The organism is Azospirillum sp. A29 (assembly GCF_042604625.1).
GTDB classification, from domain to species: domain Bacteria; phylum Pseudomonadota; class Alphaproteobacteria; order Azospirillales; family Azospirillaceae; genus Azospirillum; species Azospirillum palustre.
This window is the reverse complement of the sequence record NZ_CP170460.1, coordinates 765,280-791,131: the sequence shown is the minus strand read 5'-3', so window position 1 is coordinate 791,131 and position 25,852 is coordinate 765,280. Positions and strand designations below refer to the sequence as shown.

10 protein-coding genes are annotated in these 25,852 nt (G+C 71.2%); all 10 read right to left on the bottom strand.

Translation table 11 applies throughout. The features are described 5' to 3' along the window. Positions 1 to 7 precede the first annotated feature (7 nt). Positions 8 to 1,699 carry an AMP-binding protein gene (locus ABNQ38_RS03460; protein WP_377805714.1) on the bottom strand — a complete coding sequence of 564 codons (1,692 nt, stop codon included), beginning with the start codon at positions 1,697 to 1,699 and terminating at the stop codon, positions 8 to 10. Between the two features lie 7 nt (positions 1,700 to 1,706). Beyond that, a complete protein-coding gene (locus ABNQ38_RS03455) occupies positions 1,707 to 2,942 on the bottom strand; it encodes a beta-ketoacyl-[acyl-carrier-protein] synthase family protein (RefSeq protein ID WP_377805713.1) in 1,236 nt (411 codons plus the stop codon). Continuing rightward, positions 2,939 to 3,217, bottom strand: a complete 279-nt coding sequence (locus ABNQ38_RS03450; protein ID WP_109047467.1) for an acyl carrier protein — start codon at positions 3,215 to 3,217, stop codon at positions 2,939 to 2,941. Before ABNQ38_RS03450 ends, ABNQ38_RS03455 begins: the two co-directional genes overlap by 4 nt. Before the next feature lie 82 nt (positions 3,218 to 3,299). Beyond that, complete coding sequence (locus ABNQ38_RS03445) at positions 3,300 to 8,606, bottom strand: hypothetical protein (RefSeq protein WP_377805712.1); 5,307 nt, start codon at positions 8,604 to 8,606, stop codon at positions 3,300 to 3,302. A gap of 14 nt (positions 8,607 to 8,620) precedes the next feature. Then, the gene (locus ABNQ38_RS03440) at positions 8,621 to 9,721 is read right to left on the bottom strand and encodes a hypothetical protein (protein ID WP_377805711.1); all 1,101 of its coding nucleotides are present in this window, start codon (positions 9,719 to 9,721) and stop codon (positions 8,621 to 8,623) included. A gap of 5 nt (positions 9,722 to 9,726) precedes the next feature. After that, entirely contained in the window at positions 9,727 to 11,370 is a 1,644-nt protein-coding gene (locus ABNQ38_RS03435) for a hypothetical protein (RefSeq protein ID WP_377805710.1), read from the bottom strand. 72 nt (positions 11,371 to 11,442) lie between these two features. Further along, positions 11,443 to 21,216 (bottom strand): DUF6603 domain-containing protein, encoded by a 9,774-nt coding sequence (locus tag ABNQ38_RS03430; RefSeq protein WP_377805709.1) that lies wholly within the window; start codon positions 21,214 to 21,216, stop codon positions 11,443 to 11,445. 5 nt (positions 21,217 to 21,221) lie between these two features. Next, positions 21,222 to 22,343, bottom strand: coding sequence for a hypothetical protein (locus ABNQ38_RS03425; protein WP_377805707.1), 1,122 nt, complete (start codon positions 22,341 to 22,343; stop codon positions 21,222 to 21,224). Between the two features lie 21 nt (positions 22,344 to 22,364). Continuing rightward, positions 22,365 to 24,935 carry a hypothetical protein gene (locus tag ABNQ38_RS03420; RefSeq protein WP_377805706.1) on the bottom strand — a complete coding sequence of 857 codons (2,571 nt, stop codon included), beginning with the start codon at positions 24,933 to 24,935 and terminating at the stop codon, positions 22,365 to 22,367. 145 nt (positions 24,936 to 25,080) lie between these two features. Beyond that, entirely contained in the window at positions 25,081 to 25,821 is a 741-nt protein-coding gene (locus tag ABNQ38_RS03415; protein WP_377805705.1) for a hypothetical protein, read from the bottom strand. Positions 25,822 to 25,852 lie beyond the last annotated feature (31 nt).

Genomic DNA, 25,852 nt, shown 5'->3' with positions numbered 1-25,852 from the left:
ATCCCGGTCAGGCCAGCTGCGGGATCGCACCGGCCTGCCAGCGGCGGCGGATGACCGCGGTGCGCTTCTTGCCGCTGGAGGTCTTCTCGATGGTTCCCTTCGGCACGACGGCGATGTCGGTCGGCACGAAGCCGAAGCCGTCGAGGATGCAACGCCGGATCGCCGTCAGCCGTCCGCTCACGACCGGCGGCGGCGACGTGGCGTTTCCTTCGACCAGCAGCACCTGACGCGGCCCGCCGGGCTCGTCGGCGGCGAACAGCACCGCACGTCCAGGGCCGACGAACGGCAGCGATTCGACCTCCAGCTCGACATCGGCGGGGATGACGTTGCGGCCGCCCACCACCAGCATCTCGTCCTTGCGGGCGACGAAGAACAGCTCGCCATCGTGCAAGAAGCCCAGATCGCCGGAGCGCATCCATCCCCGGCCGAGCGCCCGCTGCGTCATCGCCTCGTCCCGCCAGTAGCCGGGGGTGAGGCAGGGGCCGGCGACCGTGATCTCGCCCAGCCTCAGCTCGCCGAGCGGACATCCCGCCTCGTCGCGCACGACGAGGTCGCAGGCATCGTTGGGCCGGCCGACCGAGACGAGTTCCAGCGCTTCACCGTCACCACCATCATCGCCGTCATCGCCGGTCAGCACCCGGCCCCCCGGAGCGATGCGCACGCGCAGCCGGCGCAGCCCCGGTTCGCGACTGTGGGTGCAGCCCAGCGTGTATTCCGCCATGCCGTAGCCGGCGCGCAGCTGCGATGGCGGCATCCCCAGCGGCGCCAGCACCGCCGCCGCCTCGTCCAGCACCGCCGGGCTGATCTTCTCGGCGGCGACATAGAGGACCAGCGCCGACAGATCGCAGCCGCGGCCATGCAGGCGGCGCACCCCGCGCAGCGTCGCCGCCAGCACCGAACTGGTGGAGAAAGCCAGATCGCTGCCCCGCGCGGCCATCGCGGCGAACCAGCGTGCCGGATTGCGCATGTACCAGGCGGGGGGTGCCACCATGGCATCGGCGCCGGTGAACAGCGGCAGCAGAATGCCGATGAACAGCCCCATGTCGTGATAGAAGGGCAGCCAGGACGCGATGGAACGCGGCGGCCGGCCGCTGCCGGCAGCCGCATAATTGTCGGCGAGCTGGCGGAGCTGCGCCATCGCCATGGCGTGGGTGACCATCACGCCCTTGGGCTGCCCGGTGCTGCCCGAACTGAACTGGATCAGCGCCAGCCCGTCGGCCCTGCACTCGCCATCGCCGCCGGTCGGAGGCGACCGCTCGAGCGGCGCCTCCAGCGCCTCCACCGTGGTCAACAAAGGGTCGAGCTGCGGAACGGCGACGGGACGGTCGGTCACCACCAGCCGGGCATCGCTTCGCCGCGTCACCTCCAGCAGGAAGCGCAGGAAGCCGCCGCCCCGGTCGGTGCCGCCAGCCATCTCCGAAGCCGTTCCCGAGGTCATTCCCGACAGGGGCCGCAGCGGCACCGGCACGGCTTGCAGCTGCCACAGCGCCAGCAGCAGGCAGACCGCGGACGAGCCGGTGTCGAGCAGCATCACCACGCGGTCGCCCGGCCGGATGCCGCGGGCTGCCAGCCCGGCGGCGATGGCGCCGGAGCGGGTCCGCAGCTCCGAAAGCCGCCGGTCCATCCCTTCGGCGGGAAAATGCCACAGCGGGTCGCCTGCCGCCCCGCCATGGTCGAGCCAGTTCAGAAGCCCCGCCATCGCCGCCTCACACCGCCCGCACGGCAATCGCCGCATTGACGCCGCCGAAGGCGAAGGACTGCGAGACGGCGGCGTCGAAGCGATGGGCGCGCGCCTCGTTGGGAACGCAGTCGATGTCGCAGTCGGGGTCGGCGCCCTGGTAATTGACGGTCGGCGGCACCACGCCACGGGCGAGGCCGAGGATGGTGGCGATCAGCTCCAGCGCACCGGCGGCGCCGAAGGTGTGGCCGATCTGCGATTTGGTGGAGGACATCATCAGCCGCGCCGCATGGGGACCGAACACCGCATGGGCCACCGCCGTTTCCACCCGGTCGTTCAGCGGTGTCCCGGTGCCGTGGGCACTGAGATAGCCGATCTCATCGGTGTTGAGCCCGGCGTCGGCCAGGGCCTGCATCACCGCCCGGACCGGGCCGCGGATCGTCGGCTGCACGGTGTCGGTGGCGTCGCTCGACATGCCGAAACCGGCGATCTCCGCCAGCACCGGGGCGCCGCGCCTGTCGGCGGACTCCATCGTCTCGATGACCAGGATGCCGGAGCCTTCGCCCAGCGCCAGCCCGGAGCGGCCGGTGGAGAAGGGGCGGCAGGTGTCGGAGGCGATGGTCCGGGCCGCGTCGAAGGCGCGCATCACCGCATAGATGACGTTGGCTTCGGTCCCGCCGGTCAGCGCGCGTTCGGCATAGCCGTGACGCACCATCGTCGTCGCCTGCGAGATGGCGTGCGACCCCGAGGCGCAGCCGGTGGCGATGACGAAGGACGGCCCGAGGATTTCATGCTCGATGGCGATCATGCCGCAGGCGGCCTGATGGTTGGTGCGCGGCACCGTGGTCGGATGGGCGCGCGGCCGGCGGTTGGCGAACAGATGGATGGCCGTCTCTTCGCGCGAGATCTCGCCGCCGCCGCCGCAGCCGAGCACGATGGCCGCATCGGTCAGGTCGACGGAGGTCAGGCCGGCCCCGGCGATGGCCTCCCGGGCCGCCAGCAGCGCATACTGCACGAAGGGTTCGCAGGTCAGCAGCTGCGCCTCGCTGAAATGATCCAGCGGCCGGTAGCCGGCGACGGTCGCGGCCGGACGGACGACCTCCATCGCCTCGAAGGTCCGGCGGGTGGGCTGGATGGCCGTGCGCGCCTCGGTCACGCCCTGCCAGAAGGCGGGAAGGCCGACGCCGAAGCCGGTGACGGCGCCCACGCCGGTCACCACCACCCGGTGCGAGCCGTCGGGGCGGCGGTACCGACCGCCTGTCATGCCGTCACCTCTCTGGTGGCGGCCAGACGCCGGACCAGCACCTCCAGCTCGCCGCAGGTCTCGAAGACATCCAGCCCCTCGTCGACGATGCCGACGCCGAACAGCTCCTCGATCTCGAAGGTGATGGTGATGACCTGGATCGACGCCAGCCCCAGCCGGTCGAAGCGGGTGTCGGGAGTGAACTCGGTCTCACGCAGGCTGGGCACGACCTTGACGATACAGTCCTTGATACCGCCCCAGACCGGGCTGTCGGCGAAGGGGGTGGAGTCGGGCATCGGCGTTCCTTCGGTTGAGGTCGATCGGGTATCGGGGATCAGGGATCAGGGATCAGGGATCAGGATGGCGGCGCGGGCCGGGTCAGCCGGTGGTGACCGGCAGGTCCAGCTCGCTGGAGACCGGCGCCTGTCCGTTACCGGAGATGGTCAATGTTAGCACAGTCGAGGCCGATGGCGCTGTAATGGTTGTCTGTCCCGTCTGTTTTATCGTGTCGAGCGGAACCGATATCGCGGATTGGTTGCCGATTGCCAGGGTTGCCGACGTCGCGTTCAATGTCTGGTAGCTGACCGTCACGGTGGCGCCCGGGGTGGCCGGGCTCGGCGTCGCGCTGAGGAGCTGGACCTGGAGATACGGCCCCGGACCGAGATGGGCGACCAGCGGCCCGCTTCCCGCACCCGGACCATAGGCGGTCAGCGTATAGTCCTGACCGCTGCTGCTCACGGTCGGCGATCCGGGAGACGGATTGACCACGTTGTAGGTGACCTGGGTCAGGGTGGAGTCGGTGTAGCGGAACCAGCGGATCCGCACCGGGTTGAAGGTGACCGTCGCCGTCCGGTTGACCGGCCCCTGATAGCCCAGAGCCTGCAACGAGAAGGTCACGCTGGACTGGTTGCCGGTCAGGTAGCTGCCGGGAACCACGGTCTGCTGCCCCTGGGCGCCGACGCGCTGCGCACCGCTGGGGGTGGACAGATAGAGCGGGGTGACGGCGTAGGTGCTGCTCCAGTTCAACACCGCGCTGGCGTCGGTGTCGATCGGGCCGCTGGGATCGCAGGACAGCGTGGCGCTGACCGGCCCGAGATAGGCGGTGGTGACGTCCTGCTTGAACTGACGGTCGTCGGTGTAGAGCTGGAGCGTGTAGATCGTCTGTGCCTGCGACACCGGCATCTGCAGACTGTCGGTGAAGCTGCTGCCCTGCACCGGGCGCTTGATGTTGCCGGGCTGGATCAGCACGTAGCTGCCGCCCGAAACCGTCCAGTTCAGCGTCGTCGACTGCCCCTGCGCGACGGTGATGGGGTTGGTGTAGAATTGCTGGATCGCCAGCGGCTGGTTGGTTTTGGCGATGGTGACGGCCGTGGTGCCGCCGCCGGTGAAGCTTTCCTGGATCGGGAAGGCGGCGGTGCCGACCGCATCGTTGACCACCAGATTGTTGAAGTAGACCGACAGGCTTGCTCCCGCCGCCAGGGCCGGGCCGGTCAGCTTGATGTAGGGCGGGTTGGTGCTGAAGAAGGGCAGGGCCAGCCACGTCGGGGTGCTGGTGGTCACCGAAACCCCGCCCAGGCTGGTGGCGATGGCGTCGGCGCCGCTGCCCACCGGAATCTTGACGTAGATGGTCTGGGTGCCCGTCAGCGCGGTCGTCGCGTTGGGGTTAGTGACGGTCAGCGTCGGCGCGGTCGTCGCGCCGACGATCAGACTGTTGGGGTCGAACCGGTATTGGTAATAGGGCGGCGTGGTCGCTGTGGGGGCCGCTGCCATGGCTTTGTACCTCTCGTGGAACTGCATGTGGGCGAGTTTCTGGTCGGCGACGGCCCGGGTCGTCATGGGCGAGCCGCCGGACTGGCTGCTGGAGGGGGTGGGAACCAGCCCCAGCCAGCCTTCGCGCGCCGCCGGTATGGCCGTCGGCAGAAGCGCCTGGGGCTGGCTGCTCTTCAGGTTCGCGACCGTCTCCCACACGGTGACGCCGGTCCTGGCGATCCACGACCAGGTGCCGGAGACGTTGCCGGGCAGCGGCATCTGCACCTCGCGCGGGTCGATCAGCAGTGGGCCGACACGGAAGGTCGCCAGCAGGGTGTTCATCGCCGAAACGACCCCCGGCGGCAGCGAGACCGTCTCCACCGGCAGGATGCCCGAGACGGCGGGGATGGACCCGCGCGGGTCCATCAGCACCGTCAGCCGGTGGACCGGCCCGTCGGGCAGCAGGGTGAAGGACGGGTCGGGGTTCAGATAGCCCGAGGTCGTGGCCGGGCTGTCCGCCGCCAGCAAAGCCGGCAGCCGCGCCATCGCCCTGCCGAGGTTGCTGCGCGGGTTGCCGGTCCGCGAGGACAGGGCGCGGCGCACGGTGCCGAAGGCGGTGTCGAAGCCGCGCAGCGGATTCAGCAGCGAGTAATCGTCGTCGAGGAAGAAGCCGAGCGCACCGTTGCCGTCATAGGCGATGTCGCCGACATAGACGGGGAAGGGCATGGCGGTGACGCCGCCGTCGTCGTTCTGGCTGGTGGCCGCCCAGGACTGGTCGTAGGCCGGGTCGCCGTCGAGATGAAGGGCGATGTCCGCCCGCACCACCGCCACCGGCTGCCCGATCAGCACCGCGAGATTGTCGCCGTCCGGCTGCGGCGTCGCCGTGGTGCGCCACAGCGTGACGTCGATCACGTCCAGCAGATCCTGCAACGCCTGATCGCCGGAGACCGGCCCCTGGGCCAGCAGCCCCTGCACGAAGCCGAGAAGATGGGCGTTGCCGATGGCCGGCGGCGACCCCAGAGGCAGGTTCAGCCCCGGCGCTGGATCCCAGCGGATGCCGCGGCCGTTGTCGGTCTCCACCGGCAGGATCTCGCCCAGCGGCGTCCCGTCGGCGGCGAATACCTGCACGCTGTTGTCCAGATGGTTGGGCAGCAGCCAGCCGGCGACCGGGCTGGTCAGGTTGGACGAGTTGGTGGGTATCGCATCGTCCTCGGCGTCCAGCAGGGTCAGCGCCACGCGGGCCGGCTGCTGGATGCGCGGCGCCACCTGGACGAAGCGCTTGTTGTCCTGGCCGCCGGCGTCGGGGGTGGCGACGCTCTTGGAGCGGATCGGCAGCACGTCCTCGCCGGGGTTGGTGGTGCGCAGGATCTGTCCGAAGGCGTCCACCACCCAGAGCTGGTTGATGACGTAATGGCCGGACCGAACCGGGTAGAAGCCCGGCGCGCTGCCGTCGGTCCCGCTGCCCGGCAGCGGCACGACGGACGGCGCCAGCTCCAGCCAGGATTCGACCGCCGGGTCGTCGCTGGTCAGCTCCGTCATCTGGCCCTGCTGCATCAGCATGAAGCCGCCGAAGCCGCTCAGCGCCTCGGTGACGATGTCATACTCGGCGATGTCGGCGGCGGCCTGGGTCAGGGCGTCCTGCTGATACTGCGGCAGCTCGTCGAAATTGGGATTGAGCGTGACCAGATCGTTCAGTTTCTCCGCCAGCCCGGCGGCGATCTGGGTGCCCACCAGCGACCGGCCGCTGATGGTCTCGCTCGCGGTGCCGATGGCGGTGCCGGTCCAGCTGTAGTCGAACCCCTCCAGCGTCCAGCCGTCGAGCATGCCGGCGGCGGCGGCGGCGGTCGGATACCAGGTGACCTGCCAGTCGATGTAGAGCGGCGTCCAGGGCGGCGACCAGGGCAGAACCGACCGCTTCAGCGGCACGACGCCGGTGAAGCCGACGGCGGCCCCCACCGTCTCCTCGGTGTAGGGGGTGGCGGGGGTGGCGTTCCACGGTGCGGTCTGCTGGGCGGCGATGGTGGCGGCCAGCGTGTCCAGCTGCGCGGATGTCGGCGTGACCCCGGCCTTCTGATAGGCGATGGCGGCCAGGAAGCGCGCGTTCGAGGTGTCGAACAGCATCACCTCGACCAGATAGTCGGTCATCTCCTTCGGCACGCCGGAACTGGCCGGCGGCAGGGTGGGGACGCGGCTGGTGAGATCGTTGGCATCGATGGTCTGGGTGGTGCCGCCGACCGGCTCGATCACCGTCAGCGCCGACACCGTCTGGCCGGTGAAGCGGCTGAATAGGCTGTCCTCGGGGCCGCCGTCGGTTCCGGGAGGCAGCAGGCGGGTGTCCTGCTGGGCGCCGGCCACCATGACCGTCGTCGCCGCCGGGGCGTGGAACCGCGTGTTCCCGTTGCTGGACAGCACGAATTCGCTGCCGAGCAGGCCCAGCAGCGCCGTTTTGTCGGTCTCGACGGCGGCGGCCTGGACGGTGCGCTGGGCGTCGAGCGTCGTCAGGGTGGCCATGACGGCGTCGATGGCGTCCTGGACCGTCTGGGTATCCGGCGAGAAGGGGCCGAGCTGCTGGAGCTTGTAGACCAGCGCGAAGAGCTGCCAGACATTCGAGGCGATCAGCTGGCTGGTGCCGTCGAGCGCCGCCTGATCGTCGTTCAGCGCGGTCAGCGCCTGGGTCTGGGCCGGCGACAGGTCCACCGTCTGCAGGGTCCGGCCGCGGTCGGAGGGATCGTAGTCGGGCCGCGCCACCAGCCAGACGGTGCCGCCGTCGGCCTTGGCGAAGCGCGCCTCCAGCGTCCGGGTGGCGAACACCGAGGGCTGCTGGAGATAGTCGAACACCAGATCCTGCTGCACCGCGAGGATCAAATCCTCCAGATCGGGCTGGTTCAGGATGGTGGCCATCCAGGCGGCAATCGCCTCGACGCCGGTGCCGCCGACGGCGACCGACACCGGATTCTGGCCGTTCAGCACCAGGTCGCGCGGGTAGCTCTGCTGCGGTCCGTTCCACGCCATGCCGAACACCATGCCATGGCACAGCGTCTGGCTGGCGAGCTGCATCTGGATCGCCGGGATGGTCGCACCCCCGCTGATCGGATTGGCCGCCTGCCAGTCCTGCCAGGCCGCCTCCGCCGCCGCCAGCCCGGACTCGCCATGGACGTTGAGCAGCAGCGTGTTCAGGATCGATTGCCACTCGTCCTCGGTGGTGAAGCCCTGCGGGTCGGCATCGGTGACGCCCAGCAGCGGATCGAAGCCCGAGGGGCTGTACCAGCCGAGCATGGCGTAGGTGACGCTGCCCGAGGACACGTCCGACAGGCTGTCGTAGAAGCTCAGGACGTTCAGCGTGTTGTCGTAGGTGACGACCCAGCTGACGGAGCCCGGCCCGACCGACCGCAGCAGCGGCTGCGCCGGACCGGCGGGATTGGTCCAATTGTCGAAGGTGAAGGCGCGGCCGACCCACTGGGTGTTGCCGGTCTGGACGGGATCGGGATAGGTGTTGCTGCCCTCCCCCATGTCGCCCAGGAAATCGCCCTGCAGCACCCACACGGTGAACACCGGAGCGGTGCCGGGCGTGGCGACCACCGAGCGGGCCACCAGCCAGCGGTTCGGGATCGGCGGGAACAGGACCGATCCGTCGGGCTGCTGCTGGCCCTGGCGGTAGCCCATCGGCAGGGTCGCCTGCAAATGGGCGCCGGTGCCGGGCGGGGCGTTGGTGGGACGGAGCTGGAAGGGTTGCGGCTCGGGATCGACGTTCGCCGGGACCTTGCGGTAGTCGATGGCGAGCTCAGCCCAGCTGCCCTGCTGGTTGGGAACGCCGACCAGCAGGCATTCGATGCCGATCGGCACGAACAGGCTGGGACCGGGCCACAGCGGATCGACGATGGTGTCGGACGCGGCAGCGGCAGAGGCGGCGGCGGTGTTGGACTGGATATCCGTCATGGTCTGCGCTCCGATCAACCCGCGATCCGGCCCACGGCGGGGGCGGTGGCTTCGGCCGGGGCGCTGACGCCCCACTGGCCCGTTGGGGCGGTAACGCCCCATTGGAAGGACTGCATGCCGGCCGCCCGCACCATCTGCACGGCGAACTCGGCGGCGGTGAAGGTGCCGGCGCTGTCCAGCGCGCCCAGCGTCTTCATGGCCGTCTGAAGCGACGCGGCCGAGGTGGCGACGTCGAGCACGCCGGCCGCCGCACCGCTGCGCATGGAGACCGCCGCCTGCTGGCCCTGGATCTGCTGGCCGGCGGGATAGCCGCCATAGCCGAGTCCGCGCAGGAAGCTCATGTAGCCGCTGGCGAAGCTGGTGGTCGGACGGACGCCGAAATGCAGGCTTTCCGGCGGCTGGAGGAAGTTCACCACCCGGGGCAGCCCGTCGAACAGGGCGATCAGCACATCGTCCGACAGGCGGTCGAGCCGCAGGAGCGGCAGCTTCTGGGTGGCGGCATCGTCGGCATAGGCGCTGACCTCCACCCCCGGCCAGCCGGAAACCGCGGCAGAGCGGATCAGCAGCCCGGTGATCGGACCGGTCGCCGTTCCGCCGTCGGCGCTGGATTGGGCCGCGGCGGCCTTCAGCGCGGCACCGGCGCGGCTGTGGCCGCTGGTCGCCTTGGCGCGCAGCGACGGACGCACCGTCGAGCTGTGCGACAGCGCCTGATCGACCAGCTGTTCGATGGTCGCCATCATCTGCACGGAATCGGCGCTGGTCGACAGCCCGATGCTCACCGCGCCCTCCAGCAGCCGGTGGATCCAGTTGAGGTCGACATAGAAGAAGCGGATCGACTCCTTGGGCAGCATCCGCCCGTCGGGCGTGATGTACTCGAACGGCACGCCGTAGAGCAGCGCCGCGCGGGCCAGCCAGTCGATGACGGCGGGAGGCGGGTCCGGCAGCTCGACGGTGGGCTGCGTGGCCGCCGCACCGGAGGCGGCGGGAGCGACGGCGGCCGGCAGGGCGACGCGGGCGTGCGCCGGGCCGGAGCGCAGCGCGGCCAGCGCCGGGGCGGTCGCCGTGTCGATGAGCGCCTGCAAGGTGGCGGCGCGGTTGCTGATGGCACGGTCCATGACGATCACTCCGCGGAAGGGCCGAATACGTGGTCGAGCAGCGCCTCCAGCGGATCGGCGGCGCCCGCCGCGGACTCCGCGGCAGCGGCAGCCTTCACGCCGGCACTCCGCAGGCCGTTACTTTGCAGGCCGGGAGCCGCCGCGACCGGCGGCCGGTCCTCGCGGCGGATCCGGCGGGGAATGCCGGACAGGCTTCCGCCGTCGGCGGCGGGAACCACCGCCGCCCGCCCCGCCAGCCCGGCGAACGCTTCGGCCAGCGCCACGGCGGCGGTCTGGTGCGAGAGGGCCAACGTGCGCCCGCCGCTCCCCGGCCCGGCGGCCGGCAGCGCGCGCATCGTCTCCGCCGTGACCGGCAGCGCATCGGCGACCTGCCCGAGCACCACATTGGCGGCGACCGCCTGGTGGAACTCCTTGCGCCACAGGAACATCAGGCGGGCGAAGGTGGAGTCCGACAGGGCGAGCAGCCGGCCGATCTGCCAGGCTGCGGCCTGCGACACGTCGAACAGCGCCGTGGTCGGGTCGTAGCGGATCGCCTGATCGCTGAAGACGAACGGTCCCAGCCCGTCGGCCTTGGTCGGCACCGCACTGGCCGGGCCGCGATACCAGGCCGTCGCCTGCTCGCCCACCCGCATGCGGTAGGTCAGCGGCACATAGCCCATCCCGAGCCCCATGGCGGCGATGGAGGACGGGTCGTCGGCGTCCCCCGAACCGTTGCCGTTGCCGGAGGCCGGGATCGGCAAATGGGGCATCTGCACCAGATCGACGCCGCCATTGTCGGGCAGGGCCTGCATGATCTCGATGAAGTCGCCCTTCGACACATCGGCCTGCACCTTCCACCACGCCAGCGACGCGAAGCGGATGGTGGTGTAGGTGGAGGGAATGGTGCTGCCGGCCAGATGGTCCTGGTGCCCCTCCAGCGAGACCAGGAACAGGTAATTCACCGCCCCCGGCTGAAGCGTCCGGTTGCCGACGACGATGGAGAAGGTGCCATCCTCGTCGAGCCCCAGGATCTCCTTGTGATCGGTGTTGACCTCGCGCACATGGGCCAGCCAGGACAGGTCGGCCAGCGTCGGGGCCACCGACTGGAACAGCGCCACCGGCAAATCCAGCAGCAGCAGGCCCGTCTGCATCTCGGCCTGCGAGACGCCCGACAGCTGCGGTCCCAACACCGCCGGGTTCGTCGGCTGGACCAGATCGGACACCGTCCCGCTGTGCACGGGCGAGGGGGCGGCGACCGAGCCGGCATCGCCGCCCAGCTCGGCGGCGGTCACCGTGAGCAGGCCGATCCACGGCGCCGGAACGCTGTCCGCCGGCGGGACGCTGCCGTCCAGCGTGCGTTCCCACGGCAGCGTGCGCCGGCGCAGCACCACATTGGGCAGCGTGTTCTCCCAGGAGCCCGTCTGGTTGGCCGGCGGCATCACCGATTGCAGGTCGCCGGGCGCCAGGGCGAAGCGCGGCCCCTGGATCTGCAAGGTCTGCACCGCCGTGTAGGTGGGGGGCGTGTCCTGATCCTTGATGCCATCCACGGTCTGGGTGGCGCTCAGCCGATAGGTCCCGGCAGGCAGCGGCGGCAGGGCCGCCTGGCTGAACCGGATCTGGCCGGGTTGCAGCGCGTCGCCGTCACCGGCCAGCGCGATCGCGTTCGACATGTGGGATCCCCTTCCTCACGAACCTGTCCTGCCAATCGCCCCCACCCCGCCGGGGCGGGGGCACCCGCACCCCTACGCCGCCTCGCTACGGACGAACCGCAGCAGGGTCGGGCTGCCGGCCTTCGCCGATCCGGCTTGTCCCAGGCCTTGGCCCAGGCCCGGACGCGGCGCCACGCTGCGTCCCAGCGCCGGGAGCGACAGCCCGTCCCAGCCGGCCTCCACCTCGGCCGGCGTGCCGGCCAGCCCGTAGACGCCGGCCAGCCCGTAGACGCCGGCCAGCCCCTCGACGCCGCGCACCAGGACGGCATGCCGCTCGCCGTCACCGGCGGCTTCGGCGGGCACCGCCGTGAACGACGACGCGTCGTAGAGCAGGATGGTGCCGTCGCCGGCCGCGATCCGGGCCACCGGGGTCGCCGCGACGCCGTACTCGACCGTCCAGGGGGAACCGGTCGCGGCGATCTTCACCGTCACCGCATCGGCATCCGCCCTGCGGTCCAGCACCACCGCGACGGTCCCGACGGTGTGGCCGAAGACGGTCTCCACCCAGCCCGGCGCGGTGCTGCCGACACCGGTCTGGATGCGGTTGCGGGTCAGCATCGCCGCCCCTTCCACCGGCCCCCGTGCAGCAATTGGTGCCGCATCGCGCGAGCCGCGCTGCGGGCGCGGTCCGGCCTGGGGCCGCACGGTGCAGCCGCTGCCGAGCAGGGTGTAACGGCCGGCCTGGACCAGCGTGCTGTGCCGGTTCCAGCCCGCGACCGCCGCCGTTCCGGCACTGTCCACCCCGACCAGCGTCACCTGGGCGGTGTCTTCGGGCAAAGCCTCGGCAGTGCTGCCGGCCGGCGAGACCAGACGGCTGGACAGGATGCGGCCGGCCTTGTCGAAGGCGTGGACCATCACCGGGGTTCCGCCCGTCAGTTCCAGCATCGGCGCTCCCGCCCCCCGTCCGGCATCGAACACCGCGACGGATCCCGGCTGGAGGCTGAGGCCGGCCTCGATGGCGGACGGCGCGGTCCCTGTACCGGCGAGCGTCCGGGCACCGCCGCGCGTCGGGCGGACGTCGGCATCGGCCCAGCGCATCGTCACCCGCGGCGTCGGCAGCAGCACCGATCCCTTGCGGGCGCTCCCCCCGGCCGCACCGACAGCCGCAGCGCTGGCCGACTGGATGCGCCGCGGCGCCGCTGCGGGCAGCGCGTAGGCCTGCGAGGTGCCGAGCAGCCGCGGGGCGAGCGGTGCCTCCACCGCCGCAACCCGGGCGGCGCGCTTGGGCTGCGGCGCCGCCAGCGCCTGCGGACCGGAGGTCGCAAGGTCGAAGCCGAGCTTGGCGAGGCTGGGCGCCGCCTGGAAGATCTGGTCGGCGAAGCTCGCCATCACCGACAGGTTCTGGTCGACGATGACCGCGACCTGGGCGTCCTCAAGCGCCTGCATCACCTGGCTGCGCAGGGTCGAGGGCGTCGGCGCCATGATGCTTCCCATCAGAACGGCGAAGCGGCCGTCCTGCGACAGCGCCGCCGGTGCGGTGTAGACGGGGGTGACGGCGAAGGGCAGCGGCAGCGGGTCGGCCTGCTCGTAGCCGAAGGAGGTGAGCAGGTCCATCGGCTCCAGCGTGTCGACCACATGGTCGCCGGTGGCGGCCAGGGTCATGCCGAAGGCGGCACCGGCGATGAAGTCGGAGGACGGCTTGCCCACCGGGTCGAAGGCCTGCGTCGACCACATTGCCGCCGCCGCACCGCCCGACAGGGTTGCCGGCGTCAGGCCGGGCCGGTCGATGGACAGGGTGGTCCAGACCCCCTGATCGTCCTGCGATTCCAGCGTGACGGCCATCCCGGTCGCGATGTCCGGCAGATCCATCGGCGGAATGCCGAGCGACGGGCTGGAGGCCTGATAGCTGGACTCCGCCACGGTGACGGTCGAGGCCGGCATCACCGACCGCAGGTCGATGGCGAAGGGGGCGGACTGGACCGTCGGCCCGAACTCACCGGTATCGCTCAGCAGGCCGCTGCTGACCTGGATGTTGACGACCACCTGGGTGGCGTCCGCACCGTCCGTGTTGCCGGAGGAGGTGCCGTCCCCCTCCGCCGCCGCCAGCATCATCGACGCCGCGCGCGCGGAAGCCTGTGGAGCCGTCTGCGAGTCCGGCTGCGGCAGCATCCGCGCCTCGAACTCCTCCCAGCTCAGCGGCTGGGTGCTGGACAGGTCCTGATCCTGGTCGCCGAAGGGGATGGTGAAGGAGATGACGTACCAGCTGACCTTGACCTTGCCGGCGGTGGGCGGCCCCCACAGCTCCAGCCCGGCCCCCAGCTCGGCGGTCAGCGTCACCTTGACGCCGGCGACCTCGAAGCCGAAGGACACGCCGACCGACACCTGCACCCCGGCATAGTAATAGAAGGGCTGCCAGGCGATCAGGAAGTCGGCCCCGGCGTTGAACCAGGCCTTGAGCGGCCCGGCCTTGAACAGCGCCTTCAGATAGCCGCCGGCCATGATCATCGACGGCGTCAGGGCGAAATAGGTGCCGCCCGACACGCCGACCGTCATGACCGACGTGCTCAGCACCGGCCAGTCGAAGCCCAGCCGCGGCACGTTGGGGTAATGGTCCGGCGGCTGGAAGGACGGGTTGTAGCCGCCCAGCGTGATGACGAAGTCGCCGGCATAGGGGTTCGAGCCGAACCAGAATTTCGCGGCGAAGCCGCCGGTCAGCTTGCAGTCCTTCGCCAGCAGGAACGAGCTGGGGGTGAGCTGGGCGGTGACCGAGATCTCGCCCTCGTCCGGCTTGAACGAGGCGACCAGCGCCAGCTCGATGTAGGCCAGCGCCGAGGAGGGCGAGACCTGCGGCGGCAGGGTGGCGGTGGCGACGCCGATGACGTCGATCTCGAACTCCCGCCCGAACTTTACCAGCAGCATGGCGAAGACGTCGAGGATCTGGAAGCTGGAGAATTTCAGGCCGGCGGCGACCCAATAGCTGCCGATCTGCGGGTAGACGTCCTGCGACAGCACGGCGAGCGCGCTGGCCGGCGTCGGGTCGCTGCCGAAGGTCGCCTGGGAAATGGCGCCCTGGATCAGCGGGAAGGACATGATGTTCCCGGCATCGGGAACGATGATGTTGCGGTTGACCGAGAAGCCGCCGGCCACGCCGTTGACGAAGAAGGCCGGCACGCCGCCCAGCGGCGCGTTCAGGTTCAGGAAGACGAAGAAGGACACCGCCTTGTCGCCGTCGGGCTTGTCCGGATCGACCGGGATCAGCGCGAAGGAGCCGACGGCGTAGAGCGAGAAGCTGCCCGCCTTGACCAGAAGCTGGCCGTCGTAGCGCAGCGGGTCGTTCTGCTTCAGCAGCCCGCCCGACACGCTGACCGAACCGCCGCTGAACGACACCGACAATCCCGCCAGATCCAGGCTGTACTGGCTGTAGTCGGTGATCTGGGTGACGTTCACGCTCACCGACAGGTCGATCAGCTCGACGTCCAGCCCGGCCAGCGTCAGGCCGCCGTCGAACAGGACGCTGCCGATCTTGGTCGGGTTGTCCCAGCCGATGCCGACCTTGTTGGCATGGACCGGGCCGAAGCTGCGCTGCACCGGCAGCCAGATGCGCGTCTGGCTGCTGCCGCTGCTGTCGTACAGGTCGACGCCCAGGTCATGGCCCGACATCCAGCCGGCACGCATGGAGAAGCCGGGATTAGCCGCCGGATTGCCAGCCGAGGCGGTGTCGCCCGATCCCAGCAGGTTCTGCGCGACCGGGTTGGTGTTGGCGCCCGGCGTCAGCGTGTCGGGGGCCAGCGAGATGGCGATGTCCTCGACATCGACGCCGCCGCCATAGGCGGTGATCGGAGCGGACTGGGCGAAGTCGAAGGTCAGCAGGCCGCGCGGCTTGATCTTCGCCAGCTGGAAGCGGCTGAAATCGACCAGCGGCGCGCCCGTCTTGCCCTGGAAATCGACGCCGATGTTGATCAGGCGCAGCTTGACCGCGGTGAAGTCGGGGATCAGCCCGTCGACCGGCAGATAGGCCGCGACGCCGGGCTGGTACTGCGACGGGTCCGCCCCGGTCAGCGCGATCCATTCGGTGTCGGTGGCGCCCAACTGGAAGACCAGATAGGGCACCTGCTTCAAGGACAGGCCGGTGGCGGCGAAGCGCACGCCATAGCTGCCCGCCGGTCCGGGTTCCAGCCAGATGCCGCCGCCGTCGGGGAAGGATAGCACCTGGATCTGCGTCTGGGTCAGCGCCTTGAGGAAGCCGGCCAGGAAGCCTTCGACGCCGAGCGACTGCAACGACGCCAGATCGTTCAGCGCATAGGCCCCATCCTCGGTCACCAGAAGCTGCGACGCGGTCAGCACCTGCCCCGCCGTCAGGGTCGAGCCGGTGAACAGCGGTGCGTTCAGCCAGCTGACCACCGTCTGGGTGTTCAGCACCACGACCGAGACGTAGCGCGGCAGCACCTGCACCATCACCCCTTCCAGCCAGACGGCGAGCGCCGCCTCAAGCCGGCCGGCATAGCCGTCGCCCGTCGCCACGCCGAACGGCAGCGGCAGCAGCTCGGCGTTCAGGCTGCTGGAGACGCCGGCCTTCATCAGGGGATCGACCGCCGCCGCGACACCGCCGCCGGCACTGTCGTAGGACACCGTCAGGCCCGGCCCCTGGCCGAGCGCGATGATCGCCTGGGCCGACAGCCCGAACTGCACGCGCGCCTCGGGCGTGCCGGTCAGCGGCACGCCGACGCCGGTCGGGGCCAGCGCCACCACCACGCTGTCGGCGGCGGTGACCGACAGGGTCGCCCAGATGCCGGCGAGCGTCTCGGCGCCGACGGTGCGCACGCCGGCCATGACGGTGACCGGCACCGATTTGGACGGCGCATAGACCAGCAGGCCGCCGTCGCTCGACACGCCGCTCAGCGCCAGCTGCAACAGGCCGGCGACGGCCGACGCGGTGGCCGCCGCCTGCTCCGGCTGCAATCTTTCGCGCAGCCATGCCAGCGCCGCCGCCTCCAGCGCCGCCGCGTCGGGCTGCGCCGCAATGAGGGACTGCACCAGAGCGTTGATGTCCAGCGAGGCCGCGGTGCTGCGCAGCGCCGTGACGAACTGCGTCAGCGTCGTATCGCCCTCGGCGGCGAGCTGGTCGAGCAGCTTCTGGGTCAGCGTCTGCAACAGCGTCTGCGCCACTTCGGCGGCGACCTGGAGGACGAAGGTCTGCCAGCCGCCGAACGGCACGAGGTCGAGCACCGGCTTGCCGTCACCCTCCTCGCCGACCGTCAGCGTGAAGCCCTTGTCGTAGCCGCCCTGCAGGAACAGCGGCTGGTCCAGGCCGGGGATGGCGGCGGTCAGCCGGCCGCTGCCGCTCAGGCCCGGCTGGTAGTTGGCGGTCAGCGACAGGCCGAAGCCCATCGACTGCAACTCCGCCCCGGCCAGCAGCGGCATCGCCTCGCTGAGAGCCGGCGCCACCGTGAACAGGCCGGTCGCCGGGTCGGCGGTCACCGTCACCTGCAAGCCATAGGGCAGGCCGGACAGCAGCACGCCGCCTGTCGCCTGCGCCAGGGTCAGCCCCCCGGCGGTCCCGGACGGCAGGCTGCCCAGCACCTTCTGGATCTGCGCGATGTTCAGCAGCCCGTCCTGGCCGACCACCGCGTCCGACAGCAGCCAGTCCACCGGATTCTCGAACAGCCCGAGCGCCGACTTCATCTGCCAGACGCCGGTGTCGGGATCGGGGTCGGCCAGTCCGAATGCCTGGAACAGGCTGCGCGCCAGCGGATATTTGGCGAGCAGCATGTCGTCGACCGCCTCGGCGACGAAGGTGGCCAGCACATAGGCCGGACCGACGGCGGCGAGCTGGTCGATGAAGGCGCTCTGGTCGAAGGGCCAGATCACCAGCGGCGTGGGCTGCGGGACCGAACCGTCGCCCCAGACCAGCGAGACCGTCACCGTGGGTGCGCTGCCGCCGACCGTGTAGGTCAGGGTGGACAGGACGCTGAACCCGGCATCGGGCAGGAAGCAGTCCAGCGTGGCGGCGATGGTGCCGGTTTGCAGATCGACGCGCACGGTCATTGAGGGGTCGAGGAATGATCCCACCGTGAAGCCGCCGCGCGGCAGCGTCAGCGTCATGATCCGGCCGTTGGCCGTGGTCAGGGTGCAGGGGCCGACGGTGAAGCTCTGCGAGCCGTGCGTCATCGCCGCGATGACCGACGAGCGGGCATCCGGATCGGACAGCAGGGCGGTCAGTCGCTGCGACAGCTGGGAAGCGGGGGCGCGGGCGACCGCCAGGATCGCCTCGGCATTGGCGGCATAGCCGTGATCCGCGTCGGTCACCAGCCCGAGCCCGGCCAGCATCGCCAGCAGCGGCTCCGGCATCGCCGGCAGCGAGAATCCCAGCGTCGCGTCGATGGCCTGGAACAGCAGCGGCTGCACCGTCGCGTCGGCCAGCGCCGCCATCAGCCGGTCGGTCAGGAAGCCCAGAGGGTTGGACGCCAGCGCCGTGAAGCCGCCGGGGTCGATGCCGTAGGGACCGTCGGCACTGGCCGCCGGCACCGCCAGCCCGAGGTCGGCGAGGACGCCATAGACCAGTTGGAAGGTGTCGTCGCCCTTGAAAGCCGCGGCGGCCACGCCGATGGCGGCGTTGACGATGGACAGCAGGGCGCTGTTGGCCGACGGATCGAGCGTACCGTCCAGCACAATCACCGTGCCGTCGGTCTGCTTCGCCGCCAGGACCGGGGTCGCGGCGAAGCTCGCCGTTCCGCCCGACAGATCCATGGTCAGCACGACGCCCAGCGTCACGCTCTCGACGGCGACGCCGTCGACCGTGACCAGGGTGCCATTGGCGCCGCTCAGCACAGTCTGCACCGACAGGCCGGGAACGCCGGAGGCGGCGACCGGCTCGCCGGTGCTCCAGGAGATGCCCATCGGGTCCAGCCGCACGCTGGTCACCGCGGTGATGTCGCCCGCCGTGCAGGACAGCAGCGTCGACAGTCCGGGGACCGCCATGGTCTGGCCGGAATCCTGCCACAGCGTGCCTTGCAGGTTCCACGGCACGTCGAGCGGCACCCGGTAGGGATCCAGCTGGGTGCCGGTGCCGGCGACGGGGGCCGCGGTTTCGGCGGTGCCGTCGATTGCCCAGCCCAGCAGGCCCAGCACCGCGGCGGCGCGGTCCGGCGTGGACAGCACCGCCTTCAGCTGGGCCCGCACCTGACCGATGGGATCGGTGAAGCTGGTGGGGGCCAGCACCGGCATGCCGTCGGGCCAGTCGATGCCCTGCGGCATGAACGGCCCCAGGTTGGGCAGCAGCCCCAGCCAGCCGTCGAGCGCCAGCCCGCCGCGGCGCTGCGCGCGGTAGAGCGCCACGCCCAGCACCCCGGTCAGGATGGCGCCGAAGGTGGCGGCCTGATCGGTGACCAGCTGCGACAGCCCGGTGGCGTCGGAATAGTTCATGTCGGTGCCGACCGGCTCCGGCACGCCGTCGACCACCAGGGTCGGAGCCGCCACCGACATCGACCAGTGCCAGCCGTCGTAAGGGCTCCAGTAAAGCGACAGCCCGCCCTTGTCGATCTGCAACGAGGCTCCGGCCACCGCGGGCGTCGAGACGCCGGACGGCAGCGCGCCGTAGACGCCGATGCCCGGCAGGATCTGCGCCGACCGGATGCCCTGGCCGGCAGCCGCGCTGGCATCGAGTCCCAGCGCCTCGATGCGGAAGGCGAGGTCCAGCGTGTTGCTGGCGATCGGCAGGGTCGCGCCGACGCCGAGGCCCAGCACCAGCCGCTTGGCCGCACCATTCGAGGTCTGGGCGTCGGCGATGTAGGCGACCAGCGCGGCCGGACTGCCCGCCGGACCCAGAATCATGCTCCAGGGATCGCTGTCGGTGCCGGACCCGGTCACGCCGCCACTGCTGCCGCCGACCTGCCGCAGCACTGTGCCCAGCGCTTCCACCATGAAATAGAAGGGCGGCTGACCGTCGACCTCGACGTCGCCGCGGATCAGCGCCGCCCAATAGCGGCTCAGCGCCGCGACGGGAAACTGGATGGAATTGGGCAGGCCGGACAGGCTGAAGGGCGGCGTCAGCGACGACGGCCAGGCGGTGGCGCCCTGCGGCGGAGCGACGCCGAGCAGCGCCGCCAGCGACGGTCCGACCTCGCTGTCGGTGCCCAGACCGAACAGCGCGTTGAAGGCGTCGCCGATGGCGGCGTTCAGTTCGGCCTCGGCCGCCGCGACGAGGTCGCCGGGCTGGGTCAGGTCGATGGTGGGATAGCTGCCGGTGGGCGTCGTCACCGACAGCAGCGAGAAGGCGGGCTGAACCGTGGCACCGCCGGCAGCGACGATGACCGACATGCCGCCGGCCAGCGCGCCGAAGCTGTAGGTGCCGCCGAGGATGGTCCCGCTGTAGAGCGGCTGGGCGATGTCCTTGTTGGCCAGCAGGATGCCGGCCTTGAAGCGGCCGGGGGCCACGCCCTCTACCCCGCCGCCGGTGGCCAGCGTGAAGTCGAGGATTTCCAGCCCGGCGCTGCCGGTCACCGCGGCGCTGGAACTGCCCAGCACCAGCGCCGTGGAGGCGAAGGCCAGACCGGGATAAAAATGGCGCAAGCCCGCCGTGTCGGTCCCGGTGCCGGCGGTCAGCCGCAGGGTGCCGACGCTGCTCACACTGAGGACGGGCACCGCGAAGGGATCGTCGCGCGTGCCGCTTCCCGACACCGTGGCGTCGGTGCCGGTCAGCCCGCCGACGGCGCCGCCCACCGCCTTCATCCAGGCGGACAGGGTCGGCCCGTCGGTGGCGAGCGCGGTGAACCAGTCGACGAAGGGCCGCGCCACGTCGCCGCCGCTCACCGCCAGGGCGATGAAGCTGTCCCAGCGCAGGATCGGCAGCAGCACGCCGTCGACGCCCGGCACGCTGGCGCCCAGCCCCAGCGCCGGCAGCAGGTAGGACAGCGACGGCTGGTCGCCGACCAGCTTGCCCAGCGCCGTCACCGCCAGCGCCGCGGCCGTCGCCAGGATCTCGGCGCCGCTGATCGCCTGGAGGTCGGCCAGCGTGAAATCGCGGGCGCCCGGCGCGGTGGGCAGGGTCAGCTGCGTGATGACCAGCGAGACGTTCACCGCCGGATCGGTCGCGGGCGACAGGTCGACCGTCAGCCGCACGCCAGTGAAGGAGAAGCCGGCCGCGTCGATCAGCGGCCCGTCGCCGCCGGTGACCTCGAAGCCCATGGTGAAGGGATGGCCGGCCTGCCCGACCACCACCTCGACGCCGCCGTTGCCGAGCAGGGCGACCGGCACCATGCCCCAGACCTTCAGGTCGATGCTGGAGGGGCCGTCGGCCACCAGATCCAGCTCCGCCTTCTCATCCGTCCCCAGCGTCACCGTGGTGGTGTACATCACGCCGAGGCCGAACACCGTCGGCGGCTCGCCGCTGCCGTTGCTGTCGGACGACACCGGCTGGGTCGCCAGATAGAGGCCGCTCGGCGTGTCGGTGCCGGGCTTGTTGATCGGATACCAGGTTCCCAGCGCCCCCGGCTCCCGCACCGGAATGCCGAGCGAACTGCCCGAGGCCTGCCCGATCAGCTGGGCGATCACCAGGGCCAGCGTGACGGCGTTCTCGCTCATTCCCTGGCCGGTCTTGCCCACCGGGTCGGTGAACCAGTCGGGGTTGAGCTGATAGACGCCCTCCTGCCCATCCACCGGCAGCAGCAGCCCGCAGGCGACCGCAAGCTGGATGGCCGGAGCCTCGACGCCCGCCGCCTCGATCAGGATGGGGCTGGTCGCGCTGGTCAGGTCGACGGCCAGAAGATTCTCGGCCAGAAGATCCGCGGCTGCGGCCCCCCGCAGCGCATTGGAGCGCGCCGGGACGATGTCGGTGCGCGCGGTCTCTGTGGTCTCGGGCTCTATGGTCACGGGTGTCACTCCCCTGTGCGAAGCCATTGCACCAGCGCCGGCCGGCCCGGCCGGCCCGGCGCTCCGTCGCGTCCGGCATGTCCTGTCAGTCCGTCGGGAAGGCCGATCCCCCCGGCCCCGCCGGCTCCCCCCGCGCCGCCGGCGCCGGGTGCGCCGTCCGCGACGTCGAGGTCGAAGGCGGACCCCGGCTGACGGACATGCACGTCGAGCCGCAGCAGCCCGGCATCGCCGCCGGCCCCGCCGTCGCCGCCTTCGCCGCCATGGCCGCCGTCGCCGCCCCGGCCCATCCGGTGGAATGCGACGGCATGGCCGTAGGCCCCCGGCCCGCCGCTGCCGCCGCTGCCGCCATGGCCGCCGCGGCCCGGCCGCACCAGCAGCCGGGACCGCCCGGTCACCGTGTGGACGGTGACCGCCATGTCCCGCAGCGGCATGCCGTTCAGACCCGGCTCGCCGGCTTTGCCGCCCCCTCCGCCGCCGCCGTCCGGCCGGTCGGTGTTGCCCATCGGTCCGGCACCGCCGCTGGCGCCGGGGTCGCCGTCGCGGCCGTCGGCGCTGGCCAGCAACAGAGTCGCCGGTTCGACGCTGTCCGCCGTCTCCGGCCGCGCGCCGACCAGCTGCCCGACCACCAGCCGGGCCGCCCCGCCCTGCACCGTCAGCCGCGCGCCCTCCATCAGCGTCAGCCGATGCACATACAGCTCCAGCGGGTCGCCGAACGGCGTTTCCAGCGTCAGCTCGGCGCCGGGACGCAGGACGATGCCGTCCAGCGCATAGCGCACCCAGGTGTGGCGGAAGGTCTGCGCCGGTTCGACGAAGGAGCGTTCGGGCACCCAGGAGATCCGCATGGCCCGCCCGTGCCGGGCGCTGTCGAGCCAGCGCCGCCGGAAGCTCTCCGGATCGATGCCGTGGAAGGACAGCTGGCGGTCCATGAAGGCGCGGGCATCCGCCGGCATCTCCTCGTGGGCGATGGTCTGCGGCCCGGAATAGCGCGGCAAGGGCGGGTCGAAGGGGTCGATCACCCGGTTCCTCGCCGGCCTGGGCCAGCTGGAGACCACGCCGGCCTTCACGGCGGGCCTGTCAGGCACGGCGGCGGACGCCTCGGCCTTGTCGGGCAGGGTCTTGGTGGGCATGGCAGCGCTCCGAACCGGCCGTCAGGAGGAGGAGGAGACGAATTGCAGGGTCGACGGGGTGCCGGGTTGCCCCGGCTGGCCCGGATAGCCGGGATTGCCCGATGTGCCCGGAGGTTGCCCGGCACCGCCCGGCCCGCCTGTGCCACTCGCCCCGCCGGCTCCCCGCAGCCCGCCGAAATCCTCGAAGACCACGCTGGTTCCCGGCTCCATGGTGTCGTATCTGATGACGATCGCCGTGCCGTTGGCGCCGTTGCCGCCCCGGCCGCCATCGCCGCCCTGGCCGCCCCTGCCGCCGGCGGCACCCGAGCCGCCATTGCCACCGGCGCCTCCAGCCCCGCCCTGACCGCCGTCGCCGCCCTGGCCGCCGACCACGCGGACGACGAAAGTGCCGCTGATGGTGCCGACGGAGAAGGTAAAGGGCGATGGCAGGATCCCATTGGCCCCCCACCCCCCGCTTTGTCCCGCTCCGCCGTTCCCGCCCGGATAACCGGGAGCACCTTGAACCCCTGTCGGACCCTGCCCTCCCGGGCTGCCATTGGTCCCGTTGGCTCCCTGCACGATGATATTGGGGTTGGCGGCGGCGCTCGCCGCCATGGAGGTCATGGAGCCGACGGCAAGATGCGCCGGGCTTTCGACCGACAGGGTCGCACCCGGTTCCAGCAGGATGGAGCGGGCGAGCAGGCGAAAGGCCGGGCTCCCGGGCGAGCCGATGTGCAGGCTCTGTCCGGCCCGGATCAGGATCGCGTTGGTGGCGAAAACCCGGCTCCCTCCGGCGAAGACCTGCGCCGGGGCGAGCGTGCTGACCCTCGGGTCGGCGGAGAGCACGATGCGGCCCTGGTGAGCGGCGGTGTCGAGGACCGGACCGGCCAGATGCCCGGGATGGAGTCCGTGGAACTCCGCCATCCTGGACAGGAAGGGCGTCAGCTCCGGCTCGGTCGACGCGACGATGCGCGGCGCGGCGGTGGCGGCGAGCAGGCCGAGCCGGCGCGCGTTTCCAGGCAATGCGGCCACCGGTCCGGCGGCAGCCTGCATGGCGAAGGATTGCGCGCCCGCCGAGGCCTGGGGGTTCAGCAGCGAGGTGTAGAGGGCGAGCGCATGGCCGGTGGTGCTGTTGACCGGGCTCAGCATTCCGCCCGAAAGCCGCATGGCCGTCGGTAGCGGAGCCATCAGCGACAGTCCCGGATTGGCCGCGATCACGTCGTTCGGCCGCAGGAGCTGGTAGCTGACGCTGCCGAGCGCCGACTGGTAGGCGCTCTGGAAGGCATAGTCGCCGAAACGGACGGTGCCGAAGCCGTAGACCGCGGCGGCGGCGGGGATGCCGCTTTGGGGAGCCAGCGCCTGGTTGTAGGCGGCGAGCGCGGCCAGGGCACCGCCGAAGTCATGGCCGGCGAACACCAGCGGCTTGCCCGCCACGCCGGGAACTCCCGACAGGGCGGTGAACAGCGCCGCCGCATAGCCTGGATAGAAGCTGTAGAGCCCCTGGAGGATACGGCCGCCGGAGGTGAACCAGGGCAGCGGCAGCAGGGACCCGTTGCCCATGAAGGCCAGCAACTCGATCCACGAGCAGGCGCCGCGCGACGCCACCACCGTCCGGTCACCGGACGTGTAGATCGACGCCCAGGTGACGCCGCCGACCACGACGTCGGCCGCCCGCGTGTAGCCGGACGGCAGCGGCTGCGACAGATCCGGATGCTGGAAGCGCCCATAGGCCGCCGTCGTCAGCAGAGCCAGCGTGTAGGCGAGGTCGCCGCTGTAGCCCGCGGGAACAGGCGTCACCGTTCCGCCTCCGGCCAGCTGCGGCTGCGGCGCGCCGTAGGCGGTCTGGTAGAAGGCCGGCGTGCGCTCCAGCCAGGGCACGTCGGAGGGGGGGACCGACGCGGTCAGCGTCTGGGCCGCACCGCTGAAGGCGAAGCCGTCGGGGGCTCCGGCGATCGACGGATAGAAGTCGATCCCATTGAGGTTGCACAGGAAGACCGATCCCAGCGCCGCCGTCACCGCCGCCGCATAGGAGGCGTTGCCGTAGGCCGGGGTCGAGAAGGAATAGCAGCCGGCCGCGCCGACCGGGCTGGTCATGGAGCCGCCTTTGCCATCCGGGCCGGTCTGTCCCGGCCGCAGGTCGAGGGCGGCCAGCTGCGCCAGCGGCCCGGCCGGCCCCATGCCGACCACCAGCAGCGGCACGTTCGAGGCGTATCCGGGCACGAGCTTCAGCTTGGCGACGGCGGCCCAGATCTGCGCGTGGATCGCGTTGTAGGCCAGCGAATAGCCCAGGGCGATCAGGGAGTCGTTGCTGCCGACCTTCAGATAGGGCGGTAGCGTGGTGGTGGCGCTGAGGAAGGACTGCTCGAAGAACGAGATGAAGGTGGGCCAATCGACCCCGACCGCCAGCACCGCGACGGGCCCGTCGATGCCGGCCACCGTGCCGGTGGCGAGCAATCCCTGGCCGCCGCCCGATGCGACGGAGCCATTCGCGAAGGTGGTCACGAGATTCAGGGTCGCCGGGAGGTAGGCTTGGCTGAGGTCTCCGCCCGCAATGTCGACCAGATCGAGCAGGGCGTTGGCGGTGGTCGCAGAATACTGGCTGACGCTTCCCATGGCACCAGGGCTCCCGGCGTGAGGATGTTGGCGGAGGAATGGGGAAAGGGGGGCGGCGAGAGTCCGCCGGGAGGCGTCGGGCGCGCCGATCACGGCGTCCCGATGCCTCCCGCCGATGGCTCCCGGGCGCCAATCGGGCAGCCGGTCAGGCCGCCGATGCCGTGGTGGTGGGATACCTGACGATGGTCTGGGTGCCGGACTGGCCCGGATTGCCGGGGATTCCCGCACGGCCGCCGCCGGCGTTCGCACCGGCCACCGCGTTGCCGCCGGCCTCGTTCGCACCACCGGCACCACCGGCGCCGCCCTGGCCGGCAGAGCCGCCGGACCCGCCGGTGCCGCCCGGCGTCAGCACCAGGATGTCGCCCGGATCGGTGTCCCAATAGACGGTCACCGATCCGCCATTGCCACCATTGCCGCCGTTCGCACCGTCACCCCCGGTGCCGCCGTTGCCGCCGGCACCGCCCTGGGTGGTGGGGCATTGCGGATTCTTGCCGCTGCTGTCGGTGCAGACGGCCTGGTTCTTCCCGCCGTCGCCGCCGGCGCCGCCGGCACCGCCGACACCGCCGTCGCCGCCATTGCCGCCATCGCCGCCCTGGGCCAGGACGGTCAGCGAGCCGGACAGGCTGCCGTAATGAAGGATGAAGGGAGGCGGCGCCCCTCCGGAGGTGCCGGGGGTGCCGGAGCCTCCGACCGAACCGCCGCCGCCGGCCGTGCCGTTGGTGGCGCAGGTGCAGGTGTAGGTGGTGCCGCAGCAGCCCTTCTTGGGAGTGGCGCTTCCGGGGTTGCCGGGCACGCCCGAAGGTCCGGCGCCGCCGGCCGTGCCGGCTGCGCCGTTGGTTCCACCGGATCCGCTGATCAGGATCTGAGCGTTGATCGAGTTCGTCATGTCAGGTGTCCGTTCTCGACGATGTTCGTGG